Genomic DNA, 15,161 nt, shown 5'->3' with positions numbered 1-15,161 from the left:
CTGATCACGCGGTGGATGTGCGCTGGATCAATGCGCGATGCACACCGACTTGAGCTCGGTGTAAGCCTCGATCACCGCGCGGCCGAATTCGCGGCCCATGCCCGATTGCTTGACGCCACCGAACGGCATCGCCGGATCGAGCAGCACGTGGGCGTTGACCCAAACCGTACCGGCCTCGATGCGCGGCACCAGGTTCATCGCTTTGCCCAAGTCGTTGGTCCACAGGCTGGCGGCCAGGCCGTAGCGGTTGTCATTGGCCAGTTCGATGACGGCATCTTCATCGTCGAACGGCATCACGCCCAGCACCGGCCCGAACACTTCTTCGCGGGCCACGGCCATGCTGTGGTCGATATCGGCCAGAATGGTCGGCTGCACGAAGAAGCCATCCCCTTCCAGCAACTCGCCACCGGTCACGACCCGAGCGCCTTCCTGACGGGCCAGTTCAATGTGCTTGAGCACGCTTTGTTGCTGCTTGCGCGATACCAGCGGGTTGATCGCTGCGTCGCAGTTCATGCCGTCGCCAATCGGCATGGCCGAGACGGCTGCGGCGAGCGCTTCGACGAATTTGTCGTGAATCGAGCGGTGCACATAGAAACGCGAAGCCGCCGCGCACACCTGACCGTTGTTCAGCAGACCGCCAAGAATCGCGCCCTGCACGGCTTTTTCAATGTCGGCATCGGCGAGCACGATCATCGGGTTCTTGCCGCCCAGTTCCAGGGAGAAGCGCGTCATGTTTTCCATGCACGCCACGCCGACGCTTTTGCCCACGGCGGTGGAGCCAGTGAACGACACTTTGCTCACCAGCGGATGCGAGGTCAGCACGCCACCGACCGAAGCACCGCCACCGGTCACGACGTTGAACACGCCTGCGGGAATCCCGGCTTCGAGGGCCAGTTCCGCCAGGCGCATGGCCGTCAGCGGGGTTTCCATTGCGGGTTTGATGATGACGGTGCAACCAGTGGCCAGCGCCGGCATCAGTTTCCAGGCAGCGATCAGCAGCGGGAAGTTCCACGGCACGATGCCGACGACCACACCCACTGGTTCACGCTTGGTGAACGCGGTGAACTTGGCACCCGGTGGCAATGGGATCGACACATCGAAGGTCTGGCCTTCGATCTTGGTCGCCCAACCGGACATGTAGCGCATGAATTCCACGGTGGCATTCAAATCCAGGGCGCGAGCCATGTTGATCGACTTGCCCTGGCTCAGGGTTTCCAGCTGGGCCAGTTCTTCGGCGTGTTCTTCTACAAGACGGGTGAAGTTCAGCAGGATGCGTTCGCGATCCGCCGGGCGCAGCGCAGACCACACGCCGGATTTGAACGCCGTGTGCGACGACTGCACGGCGCGTTCGACGATTTCCAGCGGCGCATCCAGGGTTTCGCACAGGGTTTGCCCGGTGGCCGGGTTAACCACGGCAATGCTGTCGCCTTCGGCAAACACCCACTGCCCATCAATGAAGCAGCCGTGACGACGATCCAGGAATGCAGCGACCTGCGGCAGAATTTCAACGTTGCTCATAAAAATCACCTTTCATGCAGATGAGTTGTTCAGTCGGTGATCCGGCTGATTACTGTTGTTCTTTGAGGAAGCACACGACCGCTTGGCGATCATCTGCCGAGGCCATGCCCATGTAGGGCATGTAGGTGCCAGGCACATAGGCCTGGGGTTGGGTGATGAGTTGTTCGATGTTCTCGGCTTGCCAGTCGATGTTCTTGTTGCGCATGGCTTGCGAGTAGTTGAAACCTTCCAGCGAGCCGGACTTGCGCCCGATCACACCCGCCAGGTTCGGCCCCATCATGCCGGTCGTGCCTTTGCTCACGGCATGGCAAACCCCGCATTCATTGGCGAAAACTTCGGCGCCACGGCTTTTGGCCGGTGCGCAATCGGCCGCCAGTGCGGCCTGGGCCAGGGTGAAAGACAACAAACCGATGAGGGGCAAACGCAGGACGGTGAACATAAGAAACGACCTTGAAAATCCACGCGCTCGCCAGCAGACGAACGCCAACACTGAAGATGCCGACACCACGGTGCTTCGGCAGGTTGAGCGGGATTGTCGATGGTCATTGGCTTGCAGGTTTTGCCCTGCGTGCCAGTTGTGTTGGCGCTTCTGCCAAACCGACCAATCTGGCACGCACGACCAACTAATTGGCAAACAGGCAAAAGGCTGGAAAAAAGCCGCGCCTTAGTATCCGGGCAGACCGCAAACCTGCGCTCAAGAACAAGAACGGATGCCACACCATGCTCAAGTCCCCCTTGCTTCGCCTTTCGACTCTCGCGCTGATGATCAGCGCTGGCCAGGCCGGAGCCTACGAACTCTACGCCGATGACGACAGTCACCTGAACGCCACGCTGGAAGCGGTTTTCGGCGTGTTCCACAGCCAGGAAAACTACGCCCTGTCGGGTCGTCTCGACGAAGGTTCGTCGTCGTGGCGCGAGGGTTACATCAAGTACGGTCTGAGTTTCGACCAGGGCCTGGCCGGTGTTGGCACAGCGTATGGCGCGGCGAACATGCTCAGTTCCGGCACCTGGGGTGACGGCGATGCGGCCGGTTTCAGTGACGGTTCGGAACGCACCACCAAGGTCGAAGACGCCTACCTCGGCTGGCGCTCGGCTGACCTGTTCCCGGTCCTGGGTGCCGATGGCATCGACCTGTCGTTCGGTCGCCAGAACATCATGGTCGGCGACGGTTTCCTGATCAACGGCGACGCCCTGAACCTGGGCAAAGGCCTGGCCGATGGTGAGTTCAACCGGGGCGGCGCCTATTGGCTGGCCGCACGCAAGGCCTTCGACGAAACCGCCGTGCTGCGCATCGGTGGCAAGGAAGGCTGGCGCGGCGACCTGATGTGGCTCAAATCCAACAACCGCGCCCAGGCCATGACCGAAATGTATGTCGGCACCCTGGAGCACGTGTCTGAAGCCGGCACCGTTGGCTTGACCTATATCGACACCACTGACATCGACGAGCAGTACGCCTCCCCGGCGCAACTGGAACGCGACGGCATGAAAACCTATAGCCTGCGCGCGACCGGCAATGCCGGAGTCAAGGACCTGTTCCTCTCCGGCGAATACGCCAAGCAGGACAAACCGCACACAGCCACTGAAGACGCCTGGTATCTGGAAGCTGGATGGACCTTTTCCGAAGCACCGTGGACGCCGTACGCCGGCTACCGCTACAGCCGTTTCTCGGAAGGCTACGACACCCTGTTCTACGGGTTCAGCCGTGGTTTCGGTACCTGGTTCCAGGGTGAAGTGGCAGGCAACTACGCCGGCCCATTCAACAGCAACTCGCGCATCCAGCAACTCAAGTTCACTGTTTCGCCGCTGGAAAACCTGACCGTCGGCGCGATGTACTTCAACTTCGACACCATCGACCGCGACCTGGGCAACACCGATGGCCACGAAATCGACCTGTACGCCGAATGGCACCTCAACGACCACATCACGGTGATGCCGCTGGTGGGTCTGTTCCAGCCGGACAAGAGCGCTGATCAGGGCGGTACACAGTTGGGCAACAACGACAAGAACCTCTACAGCCAGCTGATTTTCGCCACGACTTTCTAATTCGGCCTCAACGAAAACCTTGTAGGAGCGAGCCGGCTCGCGATGGACGTCAACGATGACACGAGCGGTCTGAATGAACGCGTCGTCCAGACGTTTTTCGCGAGCGAGCTCGCTCCTACAGGAATCGGGGTGGTTTCCAGGAAAAAGGTATTTCCAATGCAGAAAAGGTTCCTCACGATCCAGAGCAAGGTTGCCCTGCTCGCCGGTCTCTGCCTGTTGTTGGTGGTCGGTTTGCTGATGGGGTTGTCGCTCTATCAGACGCATAAAAGCAGCGGGCAAGTGGCCGAAGCCAGCGGCGAAATGCTCGCCGATGCCGCCAAGGAACACATGCAGGCGCTGGGCAAGGTGCAGGCCATGCAGGTGCAACGCACCTTCATGCAAACCCACGAATTCGGCCAGGGGTTGTCGCGGTATCTGCTTTACCTCAGGCAACTTCAGCATCAGGGCCATCTGACCCGCCAACAACTGCGCCAGGAGCTGAGTACCCAGCTTCACCAGGCCCTGATCGACAAGCCCGACCTGCTCGGGCTTTACGTCATTTTTGAACCCGATGCACTGGACGGTGCCGACGCCGGTTTCGCCGACAAAGCGGATCTGGGCAGCAACGAAACCGGACGGTTCTCCCTGTACTGGGTGCAAAGCAAACCCGGTGAACTGCAAGCGGTGATCGGCGACGAAGGGCTGCTCGCCAACACCGAGCCCGGCCCGAGCGGCGCACCGTACAACGCCTTCTACACCTGCGCCCGCAACACCCGTCAGGCCTGTGTGCTGGAACCTTATTTCGACGAGGCTTCCGGCAGTCGAAAACTGGTGACCAGCGTTGCTTTCCCGCTGTTGGAAAACGGCAAGGTCATCGCCGTGGTCGGCCTCGACATCAACCTCGCCGCGTTGCAAAAAAACAGCGAAGCCAGTGCGCTGGAACTGTTCGACGGCCACGGTCAGATCAGCATCGTCAGCCCCCGTGGCGTGATCTCCGCCGACAGTCAGAATGTCAACCGCCTCGGCCAACCGATGGACAATGCCGAGGTGATGGACGCCTTGCGTCAGGGCCAGCCAAAGGTGTTTGTCGACCCGCAACAGATCAAGGTCCTCGAACCGCTGCCACCGATTGCCGGCGCCGCGCCGTGGGGTGTGCTGGTGGGCGTGCCGCAAGAGGTATTACTGGCGCCGGTCGCGACCCTGCAAAAGGAACTCGACGCCCAAGGCGTGCAAAGCACGGCGCTGGAACTGCTGCTCGGTGGCGGCTCGGCGCTGCTCGGCCTATTGCTGATCGGGTACACCGCAAAACGCATCACCCGGCCGCTGCAAGTGCTGACGCGGGTCATGGAAGATATTTCCCTGGGTGAAGGCGACCTGACCCGACGCCTGCAAGTGCAATCGCGGGATGAGATCGGCCAACTGGCCACGGCGTTCAACCGCTTCGTCGAACGCATTCACCAGTCGATGCGTGAGGTGTCGTCTGCGGCCCACGGCGTCAACGAAGGTGCCCGCCGCGTGCTGGATGCTTCCAACTCGTCGTTGAGCAATTTCGACGATCAATCCAGCCGCACCAACAGCGTGGCCGCCGCGATCAATCAACTGGGTGCCGCTGCCCAGGAAATCGCCAACAACGCGTCCGACGCTTCTCATCAGGCGTCCAGCGCCCGGCAACAAGCCGAAGACGGCCGTCAGGTGGTGCAACGCACCATCGAGGTAATGAATGAGCTGTCGGGCAAAATCAGTGCGTCGTGCGCCAACATCGAAGTGCTCAACGACAAGACCGTGAACATCGGACAGATCCTCGAAGTGATCAAGGGCATCTCCCAGCAGACCAACTTGCTGGCGCTCAACGCCGCGATCGAAGCGGCCCGCGCCGGTGAAGCGGGACGCGGTTTTGCCGTAGTAGCGGACGAAGTGCGCAGCCTCGCCGGACGCACCCAGGCCTCGGCGCTGGAGATCCAGCAGATGATCGAAGCGCTGCAAGTCGGCGCCCGCGACTCGGTCACCACCATGACCGAAAGCCAGCAGCACAGCGAAGAAAGCGTCGCCATCGCCAACCTCGCCGGCACCCGCCTGGGCTGCGTCACCCAACGCATCGGCGAGATCGACAACGTCAACCAGTCCGTCGCCGCCGCCACCGAAGAACAGACCGCCGTGGTCGAAGCGTTGAACGTCGACATCACCCAGATCAACACGCTGAACCAGCAAGGCGTGGAAAACCTACAGGCGACATTGCGCGCGTGTACCGAACTGGAGCAACAGGCGGCGCGGTTGAATCAGTTGGTGGGGAGCTTCCGCATCTGAATTTGATAGTGCCTGACCGGCCGCCATCGCGAGCAGGCTCACTCCCACATTTGGATTTTCGTCTACACAGATTGTGTGTTCACTGAAGATCCCCTGTAGGAGCGAGCCTGCTCGCGATGAGGCCAGCACATCCAACATCTCCGATGCCTGATACACCGCCATCCCGAGCAAGCCCGCTCCCCCAGGATTCAGGTCAAATCTGGCACCCACAACCAACCACATGGCATGCACGCAAACATGCCGCGCCGCGCCCTCGGCGTAGTATCGAAACAGCCCCATTCAACGGGCGCGAAGCAACGCTGGACCCCTCCATTTCTCATTAAAAAATAAATCGACCCTCGGGTCGCGGGAGATTTCTGTGCTCAAGAAAAGTGCGTTGGGCTGGCCAAAGATCGCCGGCCTTGGAATTGCGTTGGTGGTGGCCGGGCAGTTTTCCGGCTGGAACTTCGGATTGGCGGCCGGTGGCTGGTTGAACATGTTGATCGCCACGTTGTTGATGGCGCTGCTCTGCGGCGGGCTGGCGTTGTGTGTGGCGGAACTGTCCACGGCGTTGCCCAGCGCTGGCGGGGTGTTCGTCTATGCGCAAAGTGCGTTTGGGCCGTTCGTGGGTTATCTGGTCGGCGTGGCTTGCGCACTGGCGCTGACCATCGGCACCGGTGCGGCGGCGACGTTCATTTGCGCCTACACCGAATCGATTTTCGGCATCGGTGGCTGGCCGGTGAAGATCGCCCTGTTCGTGGTGATCATCGGCATTCACCTGCGCGGTGTCGGTGAGGCCATGGGCCTGACGTTCATTGCCGGGGTGATCGCCGTGGTCGCCCTGCTCACCTTTGGCGTGGCCATGGCGCCGCATGTCGAACTGGCGAACCTGCTGGCGTTGCCGGCCAACGTGACGACTCCGGTCAGCCTCGGTGGCATCTTCGCCTGCGTGCCGTTCGCCATCTGGCTGTTTATCACCGTCGAGCAAACCGGCTCAGCGGCGGAAGAAGCCGCAAACCCCGGTCGCACCATGCCTCGCGGCATTCTCGCAGCCATCGGCACCTTATTGGTCACCGCGCTGGTCGTGCTGGTGTGCGCACCGGGTGCCGGTGGTGTCGAGCTGACAGGTTCGGCGGGCGACCCGCTGTACGCGGCGATGTCCAGCAACAGCGCGTTCGGTGAAGGCTCGTGGCTGGCCAAGGTGATTGGCTGCGGTGGCGTGTTCGGTCTGATCGCGACGTTCTTCTCGCTGGTCTACGCGGCATCCCGCCAGCTGTTCGCCATGGCCCGCGACGGCTTGTTCCCGCAATGGCTGGGCAAGACCGGCAAGCGTGGCACGCCGTACCCGGCACTCCTGCTGATCGGCGCCATCGGCCTGCCGCTGTCCGAAGTGGACCCGGCCACGGTGATGCTCGCGGTCGTGTTGCTGCTCAACGTTTGCTACCTGTTCATTTTTGGCGCCTACCTGCGCATCAAAAACAGCCAGCCTGACCTGCCACGCCCGTTCACCCTGATCGGCGGAAAACTGGTCGCCTGGCTCGGCCTGGCCCTGACGCTGGTGGTGATCGCCGCCTGCTTCCAGCTCGACATGCTGATGCTGATCGCCCTGGCCGTGACCTTCACCCTGTGCATTTTCAACTACCTGCTGCGCACTCGCCGCACCGTTATCGAGGTTCCAGACCATGCCTGAAGACACTCTCCTGCAACGCCGTCATCGCGTACTTGGCAGCGCCTCGCCGCTGTTCTACGACAAACCCTTGCACCTGGTACGCGGAGAAGGCGTCTGGCTGTTCGATGTCGACGGTCGTCGCTACCTCGACGTCTACAACAACGTGCCCTGCGTCGGCCACTGCAACCCCCACGTGACCGAGGCCATGCACCGCCAGGCCACCACGCTGAACATCCACACCCGCTACCTGGATGAGCAAGTGGTGCGCTACGCCGAGCGCCTGACCGCGACGTTTGGCGAGTCGCTGGACACCGCCATGTTCACCTGCACCGGCAGCGAGGCCAATGAGCTGGCACTGCGTCTGGCACGCTTTTCCAGTGGCGGCACCGGCATCATCGTCAGCGACTACAACTACCACGGCAACTCCGCGTCGCTGGCCGAAGTCACCACCGCCCTGCCCTCGCCGGAGCCTTTTGCCGCCCATGCGCGGGCGGTGCCGATTCCGTGCCTGTACCACGCGCCGGCCGGCACCACTGAAGCGCAACTGGCCGAAGAATATGCGGCCAACATCACGGCGGCGATTGCCTCGATGCAGGCCCAGGGCATTCGCCCCGCGGCATTGCTGATCGACACCCTGTTCGCCAACGAAGGCCTGCCACGGGTGCCGGCCAGTTTCGTAAATAAGGCTGCAGCGTTGATCCGTGCGGCGGGCGGTTTGTTCATCGCGGACGAAGTGCAGTCCGGTTTCGGTCGCACCGGCGATCACCTGTGGGGCCATGAGGCCCACGGCGTGGTGCCGGACATCGTGACCCTCGGCAAACCGATGGGCAACGGCTATCCACTCGCCGGGCTGATCACCCACAAGGCCTTGGTCGAGTCCTTCGGGCGCCACGCCATGTACTTCAACACCTTCGGCGGCTCGCCGGTCGCGGCAGCGGTCGGCATGTCAGTGCTGGATGTGATCGAGGAACAGCAGTTGCTGAAGAACGCACAAAGCGTCGGTGCTTATGTGCAGCAACGCCTGCAAGTGCTGGCCGGCAAACACTCGATCATCGGCGACGTGCGCGGCAAAGGCCTGTTCTTCGCCATGGAACTGGTGCGGGACCACGCCAGCAAGGAGCCGGCCGGACTGGAGGCGCGCAAGGTGGTGAACGACATGCGCGAGAACGGTGTGCTGATCAGCAAGATCGGCGCTGGCGACAACATTCTCAAACTGCGCCCGCCGCTGGTGTTCAGCCGCGAAAACGCCGACCTGTTCGTTGACACGCTGGATAACGCGCTCAGCGCTATTTGAGGCCTTGCCATGACTGATTTCCATGCTCTGAACCACGAACAACAAGTCGCCCGGCTGCACGATCTGGCGCGTCATGCCCTGCAACAGTGGGACGGCGAGTTCGCCGACATTCAACTGGTGAAGTTCCGCGAAAACGCAGTGTTTTCCGCCCGCCGTCACGACGGTCAGCGCGTAGCCCTGCGCATCCATCGCAACGGCTATCATTGCGAGGCCGCGCTACGCTCCGAGCTGCAATGGATGGAAGCACTGGCCGGCGCTGGCATCACCGTGCCGCAGATCATCCGTGCGCAGAATCAAAGCCATTTGATCGAGGTCACCCACCAGGACATTGGCGAGCCGCGTCACATCGACATGCTCGCCTGGCTGCCCGGAGCCACCGCCGGCACCTCCGAGGCTGGCGTGCAGGCCGATACCGAAATCGACTTTCTGTTCAACGAAGCCGGTGCAATTGCGGCGCGCATTCACCTGCATTCGGCGGATTGGCAGCAGCCGGACGAATTTGTCCGGCATGCCTGGGACGAGGAAGGTCTGATTGGCGCCAACCCGTTCTGGGGGCGTTTCTGGGAGCTTGCGCAGCTCAGCGATGAGCAGCGGGATTTGTTGCAACAGGCCCGGCGCACAGCGCGCAAGGACCTGCGCCAGTACGGCCGGCACCTGGGCAACTTCGGCATGATTCACGCTGACCTTGTGCCGGAGAACCTGCTGATCGAAGGGCCGCAGTTGCGCTTGATCGACTTCGACGACGCCGGGTTTGGCTGGCACATGTTCGAACTGGCCACGGCGCTGTACTTCTGTCTGGATGATCCGCGTTATGAGCAGATCAAGGCGGCGCTGCTCGACGGCTACAACGCGGTCAAGCCACTGACCGAGGCGGATCGCCAGACCTTGGCGATGTTCCTGATGCTGCGCGGCACCACGTACCTGGGCTGGATTCACACCCGCCAGGGCACACCGACGGCGATTGAAATGGCGCCGATGTTGATTGAGCGGGCTTGTTTGTTGGCTCGGGAGTATTTGCAGCAGTAACGATGCTTTTGTGGCGAGGGAGCTTGCTCCCGCTCGGCTGCGAAGCAGTCGTAAACCCGGTCATTGCGGTACTTCTGAAGCACCGCAATGGCTGATTTTGGGGCTGCTTCGCAGCCCAGCGGGAGCAAGCTCCCTCGCCACAGGATTACCTTCCGCCTCAAGAGCCGCTATCCCGCCGGGTCAAGCCTGTCCAGCGCCCGATTCACCGCCAACTCCCCCAGCATGATCACTTGCGCGATGCCCAGCAGGGTGTTGCGGTGCGTGCCTTGCAGAAAACCCGCCAGGTCACTGGCCATGACGCTCGCCGAGGCCAGCGACTCACAGGCGTGGGCCAGCAGGGTTTCGATATCGATGTCGGGGTTGATGGTGAACAGGGTGGAGGGTTTGTGCGGGGTGGCCATGATATGCAGGGCCGGGTTGGGGCAAGCGTCGTTTTCCGGTGGATCAGGGGTAACTTTCAACATGATTCGAACTCCAGAAACTTGGAGCCGTCACCGAATCGCTGCTAAACGAAGGGGTGGCGGCTGTACGCAGGTTAGCAGACCGGGGAGTTACGAAACCGGCGCGCCCGAGGGCGCCCTGCGCACAGCTGCCATCAAGTGCAGGGATGGGGAATACCTGACTGTCTGGACTGCAAATACGCTTCATAACACCACGGGCTGCTAAACCCGCTCACTGGGAATCAGTGACGCGGACCAAGTTACCGATGGCCTCCAAGGCGCACAAGCCGGCGGATTCTGGCGTAGCTGTAGGCAATGCCGCAAGCAGTTGTAGCTTGCAGGACGTTACGCCTACAGTCGTTAAACAAGCATTCCAGATTGACACAGCTTGCTCGCGATTGAACGATAACGCGGTGTTATTCAAGCCGCGCTGGCATGCTCGACGCGATGAAACAACCGGTTGAAATACACCAGGCTGTCACGCGGTTCGCGCACGCCAACCTTCGTCAGTTCCACGAACATCACCGAATGCGAACCCACTTCCTTGCACTCGCTGATCCGTCCTTCCAATTGCACCAGGGCGTCGCGCAGCACCGGCACATCGGCCGCGCCGTCGTCCCACAAGTCCCAGGCGAAACGCTCATCCATCGGCACCTTGGTCATGCCGGCGAAGTGGCGGGCCAGTTCTTCCTGTTCGCCACACAGTACGTTGACGCACAGGTGGCCGTTGGTGCGGAACACGTCGTGGGTGGCGCTGTTGCGGTTGACGCAGACCAGCACGGTGGGTGGCGAATCGGTCACCGAGCACACGGCGCTGGCGGTGATGCCACAGCGACCGCCGGGGCCGTTGGTGGTGATGATGTTCACCGCAGCAGGCAGCTGCGCCATGGCGTTGCGAAAGTCGATTTGCTGCTGGCTCAGGTCGGCCATGTCGATGCCCCTTCCTTCAGGAGGACCGCGTCGTAAAGCGGCCCGTAGGTGATGGAACAAGACTAAGGCTGTGGGCACGGCGCAACCATTCTGACGATCCCCATGGTGAGGTTGGGTTTCCGCTAGTCGACTAGGTGGTTTCTTTATCGCAAGGGCCGGCGACAGTGGGTATTCTGCTCACAGGCTCCAAAAAGATGAGCCGATGCGTGCCGCGCGTTCGCGTGCGATGACAATAATTAGAATTTTCGTGGCAGCCCCTGATGGAAACCCGCAAACCGATTGTTTACATCGTTGACGATGACAAGGACCTGCGCACTTCGCTGGCGTGGTTGCTGGAGTCCGTCAGCGTGCAGGCGCAGTGCTTTGCCGGCGCCGAAGAGTTCCTCAGCCAATACGACCCCAAGCAGCCCGCCTGCCTGGTGCTGGACGTGCGCATGCCGGAGACCAGCGGTTTCCAGTTGCAGGAAATCCTCAACCAGCGCGGCAGCACCCTGCCGACCATCTTCGTCTCGGCCCATGGCGACATCCCGATGTCGGTCACGGCGATGAAGAACGGCGCACTGGACTTCGTCGAGAAGCCCTACAACCCGCAGCAGATGATCGACCGTATCCAGGCGGCGCTGAAGACCGCCGTGCATGCCCAGGCCGATCAGCAGCAACGTCAGAACCTGCAAGGCAAACTGGCGCTGCTGACCACTCGCGAGCGTGAAGTGCTGATGCTGGTGATCGATGGCAAGGCCAGCAAGGTGATCGCGCGGGAACTGAACATCAGCGTGAAGACCGTTGATGTGCACCGCACCAAGATCAAGGAAAAGATGGGCGTGACCAGCATTGCCATGCTGGTGCGCGAAGTGCTGCATTTACCGGTGGATGAGCCGGTGCGGCACTGAGTGATGGGTTTACACAGCTAGCTCCCACAGTGGATCTGCAGCGAACACTACATCTGTGTACGTCGAAAATCCCTGTGGGAGCGAGCCTGCTAGCGATGACGCCGGCAAGTTCAACATCAATGCCGGCGTGTCAGTTCTGGCTATAGCGCTTGCGATAAGCACCCGGCGAGACGCCAAAGCGCGACTTGAACGCCGACGAGAAGTAGCTGGAATCCGAGAACCCCCACGCATAACACAACGCCGAGAGCTTCTGCTCGACATCGGCGCGGCGCAGGTTTTCCGCGCAGAAGTCCAGGCGGCGGTGCTTGATGTATTGCGCCACGACCAGACCACGCTTGGAGAACATCCGGTACAGGCCGCGCACCGAAACACCGACCTCACGGGCAATCATCTCGGGACACAGTGCTTCGTCGCTGATGTGCTGGTCGATGAAGGCAATGATCTTGCGGAACTGCCGCTCGTGGGCGTCACCGCCGTTGTCCAGGGCGCTGATGCCCGGCAGCAGCAGGCTCGCGAGGGCGTCGAGTACCGCTTCGCTTTCCTGCATGTCCAGACCTTCTTGCTGGCGAGTTTCCAGCACCAGCCTGTTGGCCATTGAAGCCAGAGGGCTGCTGGCGGCGATGCGGGTGGCGCAGTTGACGGCATTGAAGTGCGAGCCACGCTCGACCACCTGACGCGGCAAAATCAGCGACAACTGACGGGAATCGTCGTTGTAGGTCATGTCGCTCGGACGGCTGGCGTCGATCAGGGCGATGTCGCCACAGCCCAGCTGCGCACGGTTGTCGCCCTGCTCCAGCTGTGAGCTGCCGCGCATCTGGAACACCGCGTAGTAGTGGCCGTCGCTGCTGGTGCTGACGTCCTTGCTGGTGCGGTACAAATGCACGTGCGCCATGTCGACCACGCTGAGGTTGATCGCACCGCTGCGAAATTCCGCCAGTTCGCCATAGAAGTCGGTGTCCAGCGCGCGAGCATCGAAACGCCCACAGGCCTGGTTCACCTGGTTCAACCAACTTTCGAACGCCTCATTGCGCACCGCCGATGCTGTAATCATGTCCGCAAAGCCTCACGTTTTTTTGTTTTTATTGCCATCCGCTTCGTCGAGCGGTTCGGTAAAAAAGTTTCGTCTTCCAGCCATCGCCTCCCTCGATGGTCGCCGGGCGCCATTCAACAGGCTCCGGCGTCAGCTTTCCAGTGAAGAAAGCGCTTAGATGTCCAATACCAGACGAGCGGAAAGCGCTCGGGAAACACAGGCGCAAATCTGCTTGTTGGAGGCCTTTTCCTTGTTGGAAAGGCAGTTGTCGCGGTGTTCCGGCACACCGTCCAGCACCTCGACGATGCAGGTGCCGCAAATACCTTCGCGGCATTCCGTGTCGATGTCGCAACCGTGGGCCTGCAACACGTCGACCAGGCTGGTGTTGGCCGGTACTTGCAGCACCACGCCGGAACTGGCCAGTTCCACTTCGAACGTGCCGGCCGGAGCGCTGTTGGCGGCCGGGTCTGCGGCGAAGTGCTCCAGGTGAATGGCGTCGTCCGAGCGGGTGCGCGCGGCGACTTCTACCACTTTGTTCATGAAGGGCGCCGGGCCGCAGGTGTAGACGTGGGCCGCAGGGCTGGCGCGATCCAGGCAAGCGCTCAATGCACCGTCGAGATCCGCGGGTTCGATGCCGTAGTGAAATTCGACATGCTCGGCAAAGTTAGTCGCCAACAGTTCAGTAAACGCCGCGTACTGCGCCGAGCGCGCGAAGTAATGCAGGCGATACGGCTGGCCGCTTTCCGCCAGTTTGTAGGCCATGCTCAGCAACGGCGTGACGCCGATACCGGCGGCAAACAGCACATGCTCACTGGCGCTTTCATCGAGACGGAACAGGTTGCGCGGCGCACCCATTTCCAGCTCCATGCCCTCTTCCACTTGCTCGTGCAGCGCCAGCGAACCACCGCGGGACTGCGCTTCTTTCTTCACCGCCACCAGGTAGGCGCGGCGATCCTGCGGCGGGCTGCACAGCGAATACTGGCGGGTTACGCCGGTCGGCCCGGTCAGGTCGACGTGGGCACCCGGTTCATAGATGTCGAGCGGCTGGCCGTCACTGCGCACGAGGCGAAAGGAACGGATATCCAGCGCTTCGTCGACGATCCTTTCGATCTTCACCTTCATCATTGCATCACCTGAATACTGTCGTTTCGATTAATTCTTGGGTCTGGCACAGCTTTTGTGGCGAGGGCGCGTGCTCCCGCTCGATTGCGCAGCAATCGCCAAATCTTCGGTGTTGCCGATATCTTTGGGGCCGCTTCGCAGCCCAGCGCGAGCAAGCTCGCTCGCCACAATTGATCGTGTCGCGGCGCAAATCTCAGCGCATGAACAAACCGCCGTTGACGTCCAGGCATGCGCCGGTTACGGACATGGCGTTATCGGCGATCAGCAGCAACACGCTGTCGGCGATGAACGCAGGGTCACCGAGGGTGCCGGACGGAATCATTTTCAGAATCTGTTCCAGGCGTTCAGGAGCGACGGATTCGCGCACGATTGGCAAGTCCAGCGGACCTGGCGAAATGCTGTTGACCGTCACACCCTGAGGCGCCAGTTCACGGGCGAAAACCTTGGTCAGTGTCGCCACGCCACCCTTGGCCGCCGCATAGTGCGCGCCGGTGGCGGTGCCGCCGTTCTGCCCGGCCAGCGACGCGATGTTGACGATGCGCCCGAAGCCACGCTCGGCGAAGTGCGCGCCGAACACCTGGCAGGCCACGAAAGTGCCACGCAGGTTGATCGCCATCGACTCGTCGAACTCTTCCGGCGTGATGTCCATCAACGCCGCGACTTTCGACACGCCGGCGTTGTTCACCAGAATGTCGGTGCCGCCCCAGCGTTCGGCCAGAAGGTCACGCGCTTGCTGAAAAGCCGCTTTGCTGCGCACGTCCAGCTCGATAGCCATGGCGCTGGCGCCGCTGCTATCGAGTTCTAAAGCCAGACGCTGCACACCTTCGACACGCACATCCGCCAGACCGACGCGATAACCCGCAGCATGCAGACGGCGGGCAATGCACTCGCCCAGTCCGCGCGAGGCACCCGTTACGAGGGCTACTCGACTCATGAT

Annotated in this window: 13 protein-coding genes and 1 pseudogene; 7 read left to right on the top strand and 7 right to left on the bottom strand. The window is 61.5% G+C overall.

Features of this window, described 5'->3' with window-relative positions:
• Nucleotides 1-27: 27 nt before the first annotated feature.
• Entirely contained in the window at nucleotides 28-1,518 is a 1,491-nt protein-coding gene (locus ACNYC6_RS27710; RefSeq protein WP_419710086.1) for an aldehyde dehydrogenase family protein, read from the bottom strand.
• Between the two features lie 49 nt (nucleotides 1,519-1,567).
• The gene (locus ACNYC6_RS27705; RefSeq protein WP_419710085.1) at nucleotides 1,568-1,957 is read right to left on the bottom strand and encodes a c-type cytochrome; all 390 of its coding nucleotides are present in this window, start codon (nucleotides 1,955-1,957) and stop codon (nucleotides 1,568-1,570) included.
• A 281-nt stretch (nucleotides 1,958-2,238) separates the two neighbouring features.
• On the opposite strand from ACNYC6_RS27705, the gene ACNYC6_RS27700 reads away from it, so the two are divergent.
• From ACNYC6_RS27700 to ACNYC6_RS27675, 6 genes and pseudogenes are all read left to right on the top strand, one after another.
• Nucleotides 2,239-3,561, top strand: coding sequence for a hypothetical protein (locus tag ACNYC6_RS27700; RefSeq protein WP_419710084.1), 1,323 nt, complete (start codon nucleotides 2,239-2,241; stop codon nucleotides 3,559-3,561).
• 42 nt (nucleotides 3,562-3,603) lie between these two features.
• Nucleotides 3,604-4,941 (top strand): annotated as a pseudogene (locus tag ACNYC6_RS27695) (chemotaxis protein); the annotation flags it as partial.
• Nucleotides 4,942-5,004: 63 nt separating this feature from the next.
• Complete coding sequence (locus ACNYC6_RS27690; protein WP_419713021.1) at nucleotides 5,005-5,844, top strand: methyl-accepting chemotaxis protein; 840 nt, start codon at nucleotides 5,005-5,007, stop codon at nucleotides 5,842-5,844.
• A 358-nt stretch (nucleotides 5,845-6,202) separates the two neighbouring features.
• Nucleotides 6,203-7,513, top strand: coding sequence for an amino acid permease (locus ACNYC6_RS27685; RefSeq protein ID WP_419710083.1), 1,311 nt, complete (start codon nucleotides 6,203-6,205; stop codon nucleotides 7,511-7,513).
• Complete coding sequence (locus tag ACNYC6_RS27680; protein ID WP_419710082.1) at nucleotides 7,506-8,786, top strand: aspartate aminotransferase family protein; 1,281 nt, start codon at nucleotides 7,506-7,508, stop codon at nucleotides 8,784-8,786. Before ACNYC6_RS27685 ends, ACNYC6_RS27680 begins: the two co-directional genes overlap by 8 nt.
• 9 nt (nucleotides 8,787-8,795) lie before the next feature.
• Entirely contained in the window at nucleotides 8,796-9,812 is a 1,017-nt protein-coding gene (locus ACNYC6_RS27675) for a phosphotransferase enzyme family protein (protein ID WP_419710081.1), read from the top strand.
• A gap of 167 nt (nucleotides 9,813-9,979) precedes the next feature.
• Here ACNYC6_RS27675 and ACNYC6_RS27670 read toward each other — a convergent pair whose 3' ends face one another.
• Nucleotides 9,980-10,276 carry a DUF6124 family protein gene (locus ACNYC6_RS27670; RefSeq protein ID WP_419710080.1) on the bottom strand — a complete coding sequence of 99 codons (297 nt, stop codon included), beginning with the start codon at nucleotides 10,274-10,276 and terminating at the stop codon, nucleotides 9,980-9,982.
• Nucleotides 10,277-10,672: 396 nt separating this feature from the next.
• Nucleotides 10,673-11,182, bottom strand: a complete 510-nt coding sequence (gene hpaC / locus ACNYC6_RS27665) for a 4-hydroxyphenylacetate 3-monooxygenase, reductase component (protein WP_056723075.1) — start codon at nucleotides 11,180-11,182, stop codon at nucleotides 10,673-10,675.
• 260 nt (nucleotides 11,183-11,442) lie between these two features.
• Between hpaC and ACNYC6_RS27660 the strand changes: the two genes are divergently transcribed.
• Complete coding sequence (locus ACNYC6_RS27660) at nucleotides 11,443-12,072, top strand: response regulator transcription factor (protein WP_419710079.1); 630 nt, start codon at nucleotides 11,443-11,445, stop codon at nucleotides 12,070-12,072.
• Nucleotides 12,073-12,202: 130 nt separating this feature from the next.
• Here ACNYC6_RS27660 and feaR read toward each other — a convergent pair whose 3' ends face one another.
• The 3 genes from feaR to ACNYC6_RS27645 all read right to left on the bottom strand — a co-directional run bounded on the left by feaR (nucleotide 12,203) and on the right by ACNYC6_RS27645 (nucleotide 15,158).
• Nucleotides 12,203-13,123 (bottom strand): transcriptional regulator FeaR, encoded by a 921-nt coding sequence (gene feaR, locus ACNYC6_RS27655; protein ID WP_419710078.1) that lies wholly within the window; start codon nucleotides 13,121-13,123, stop codon nucleotides 12,203-12,205.
• Between the two features lie 153 nt (nucleotides 13,124-13,276).
• A complete protein-coding gene (locus ACNYC6_RS27650; protein ID WP_419710077.1) occupies nucleotides 13,277-14,227 on the bottom strand; it encodes a PDR/VanB family oxidoreductase in 951 nt (316 codons plus the stop codon).
• Nucleotides 14,228-14,417: 190 nt separating this feature from the next.
• On the bottom strand, nucleotides 14,418-15,158 hold the full coding sequence (locus ACNYC6_RS27645; protein WP_419710076.1) for an SDR family NAD(P)-dependent oxidoreductase: 741 nt from the start codon (nucleotides 15,156-15,158) through the stop codon (nucleotides 14,418-14,420).
• Nucleotides 15,159-15,161 lie beyond the last annotated feature (3 nt).

The sequence above is a fragment of the Pseudomonas sp. NFX224 genome (genome assembly GCF_048565165.1).
GTDB lineage: Bacteria > Pseudomonadota > Gammaproteobacteria > Pseudomonadales > Pseudomonadaceae > Aquipseudomonas.
Note: the sequence above shows the minus strand (reverse complement) of the source record. Positions and strands in the feature narration are given on the sequence as shown.

Excerpts from the sequence above, each read along its gene's own strand:
- ACNYC6_RS27710 (WP_419710086.1), bottom strand. The coding sequence starts at position 1,518 with ATGAGCAACGTTGAAATTCTGCCGCAGGTCGCTGCATTCCTGGATCGT.
- ACNYC6_RS27705 (WP_419710085.1), bottom strand. The coding sequence starts at position 1,957 with ATGTTCACCGTCCTGCGTTTGCCCCTCATCGGTTTGTTGTCTTTCACC.
- ACNYC6_RS27700 (WP_419710084.1), top strand. The coding sequence starts at position 2,239 with ATGCTCAAGTCCCCCTTGCTTCGCCTTTCGACTCTCGCGCTGATGATC.
- ACNYC6_RS27690 (WP_419713021.1), top strand. The coding sequence starts at position 5,005 with ATGCGTGAGGTGTCGTCTGCGGCCCACGGCGTCAACGAAGGTGCCCGC.
- ACNYC6_RS27680 (WP_419710082.1), top strand. The coding sequence starts at position 7,506 with ATGCCTGAAGACACTCTCCTGCAACGCCGTCATCGCGTACTTGGCAGC.
- ACNYC6_RS27675 (WP_419710081.1), top strand. The coding sequence starts at position 8,796 with ATGACTGATTTCCATGCTCTGAACCACGAACAACAAGTCGCCCGGCTG.
- ACNYC6_RS27670 (WP_419710080.1), bottom strand. The coding sequence starts at position 10,276 with ATGTTGAAAGTTACCCCTGATCCACCGGAAAACGACGCTTGCCCCAAC.
- hpaC (WP_056723075.1), bottom strand. The coding sequence starts at position 11,182 with ATGGCCGACCTGAGCCAGCAGCAAATCGACTTTCGCAACGCCATGGCG.
- ACNYC6_RS27660 (WP_419710079.1), top strand. The coding sequence starts at position 11,443 with ATGGAAACCCGCAAACCGATTGTTTACATCGTTGACGATGACAAGGAC.
- feaR (WP_419710078.1), bottom strand. The coding sequence starts at position 13,123 with ATGATTACAGCATCGGCGGTGCGCAATGAGGCGTTCGAAAGTTGGTTG.
- ACNYC6_RS27650 (WP_419710077.1), bottom strand. The coding sequence starts at position 14,227 with ATGATGAAGGTGAAGATCGAAAGGATCGTCGACGAAGCGCTGGATATC.
- ACNYC6_RS27645 (WP_419710076.1), bottom strand. The coding sequence starts at position 15,158 with ATGAGTCGAGTAGCCCTCGTAACGGGTGCCTCGCGCGGACTGGGCGAG.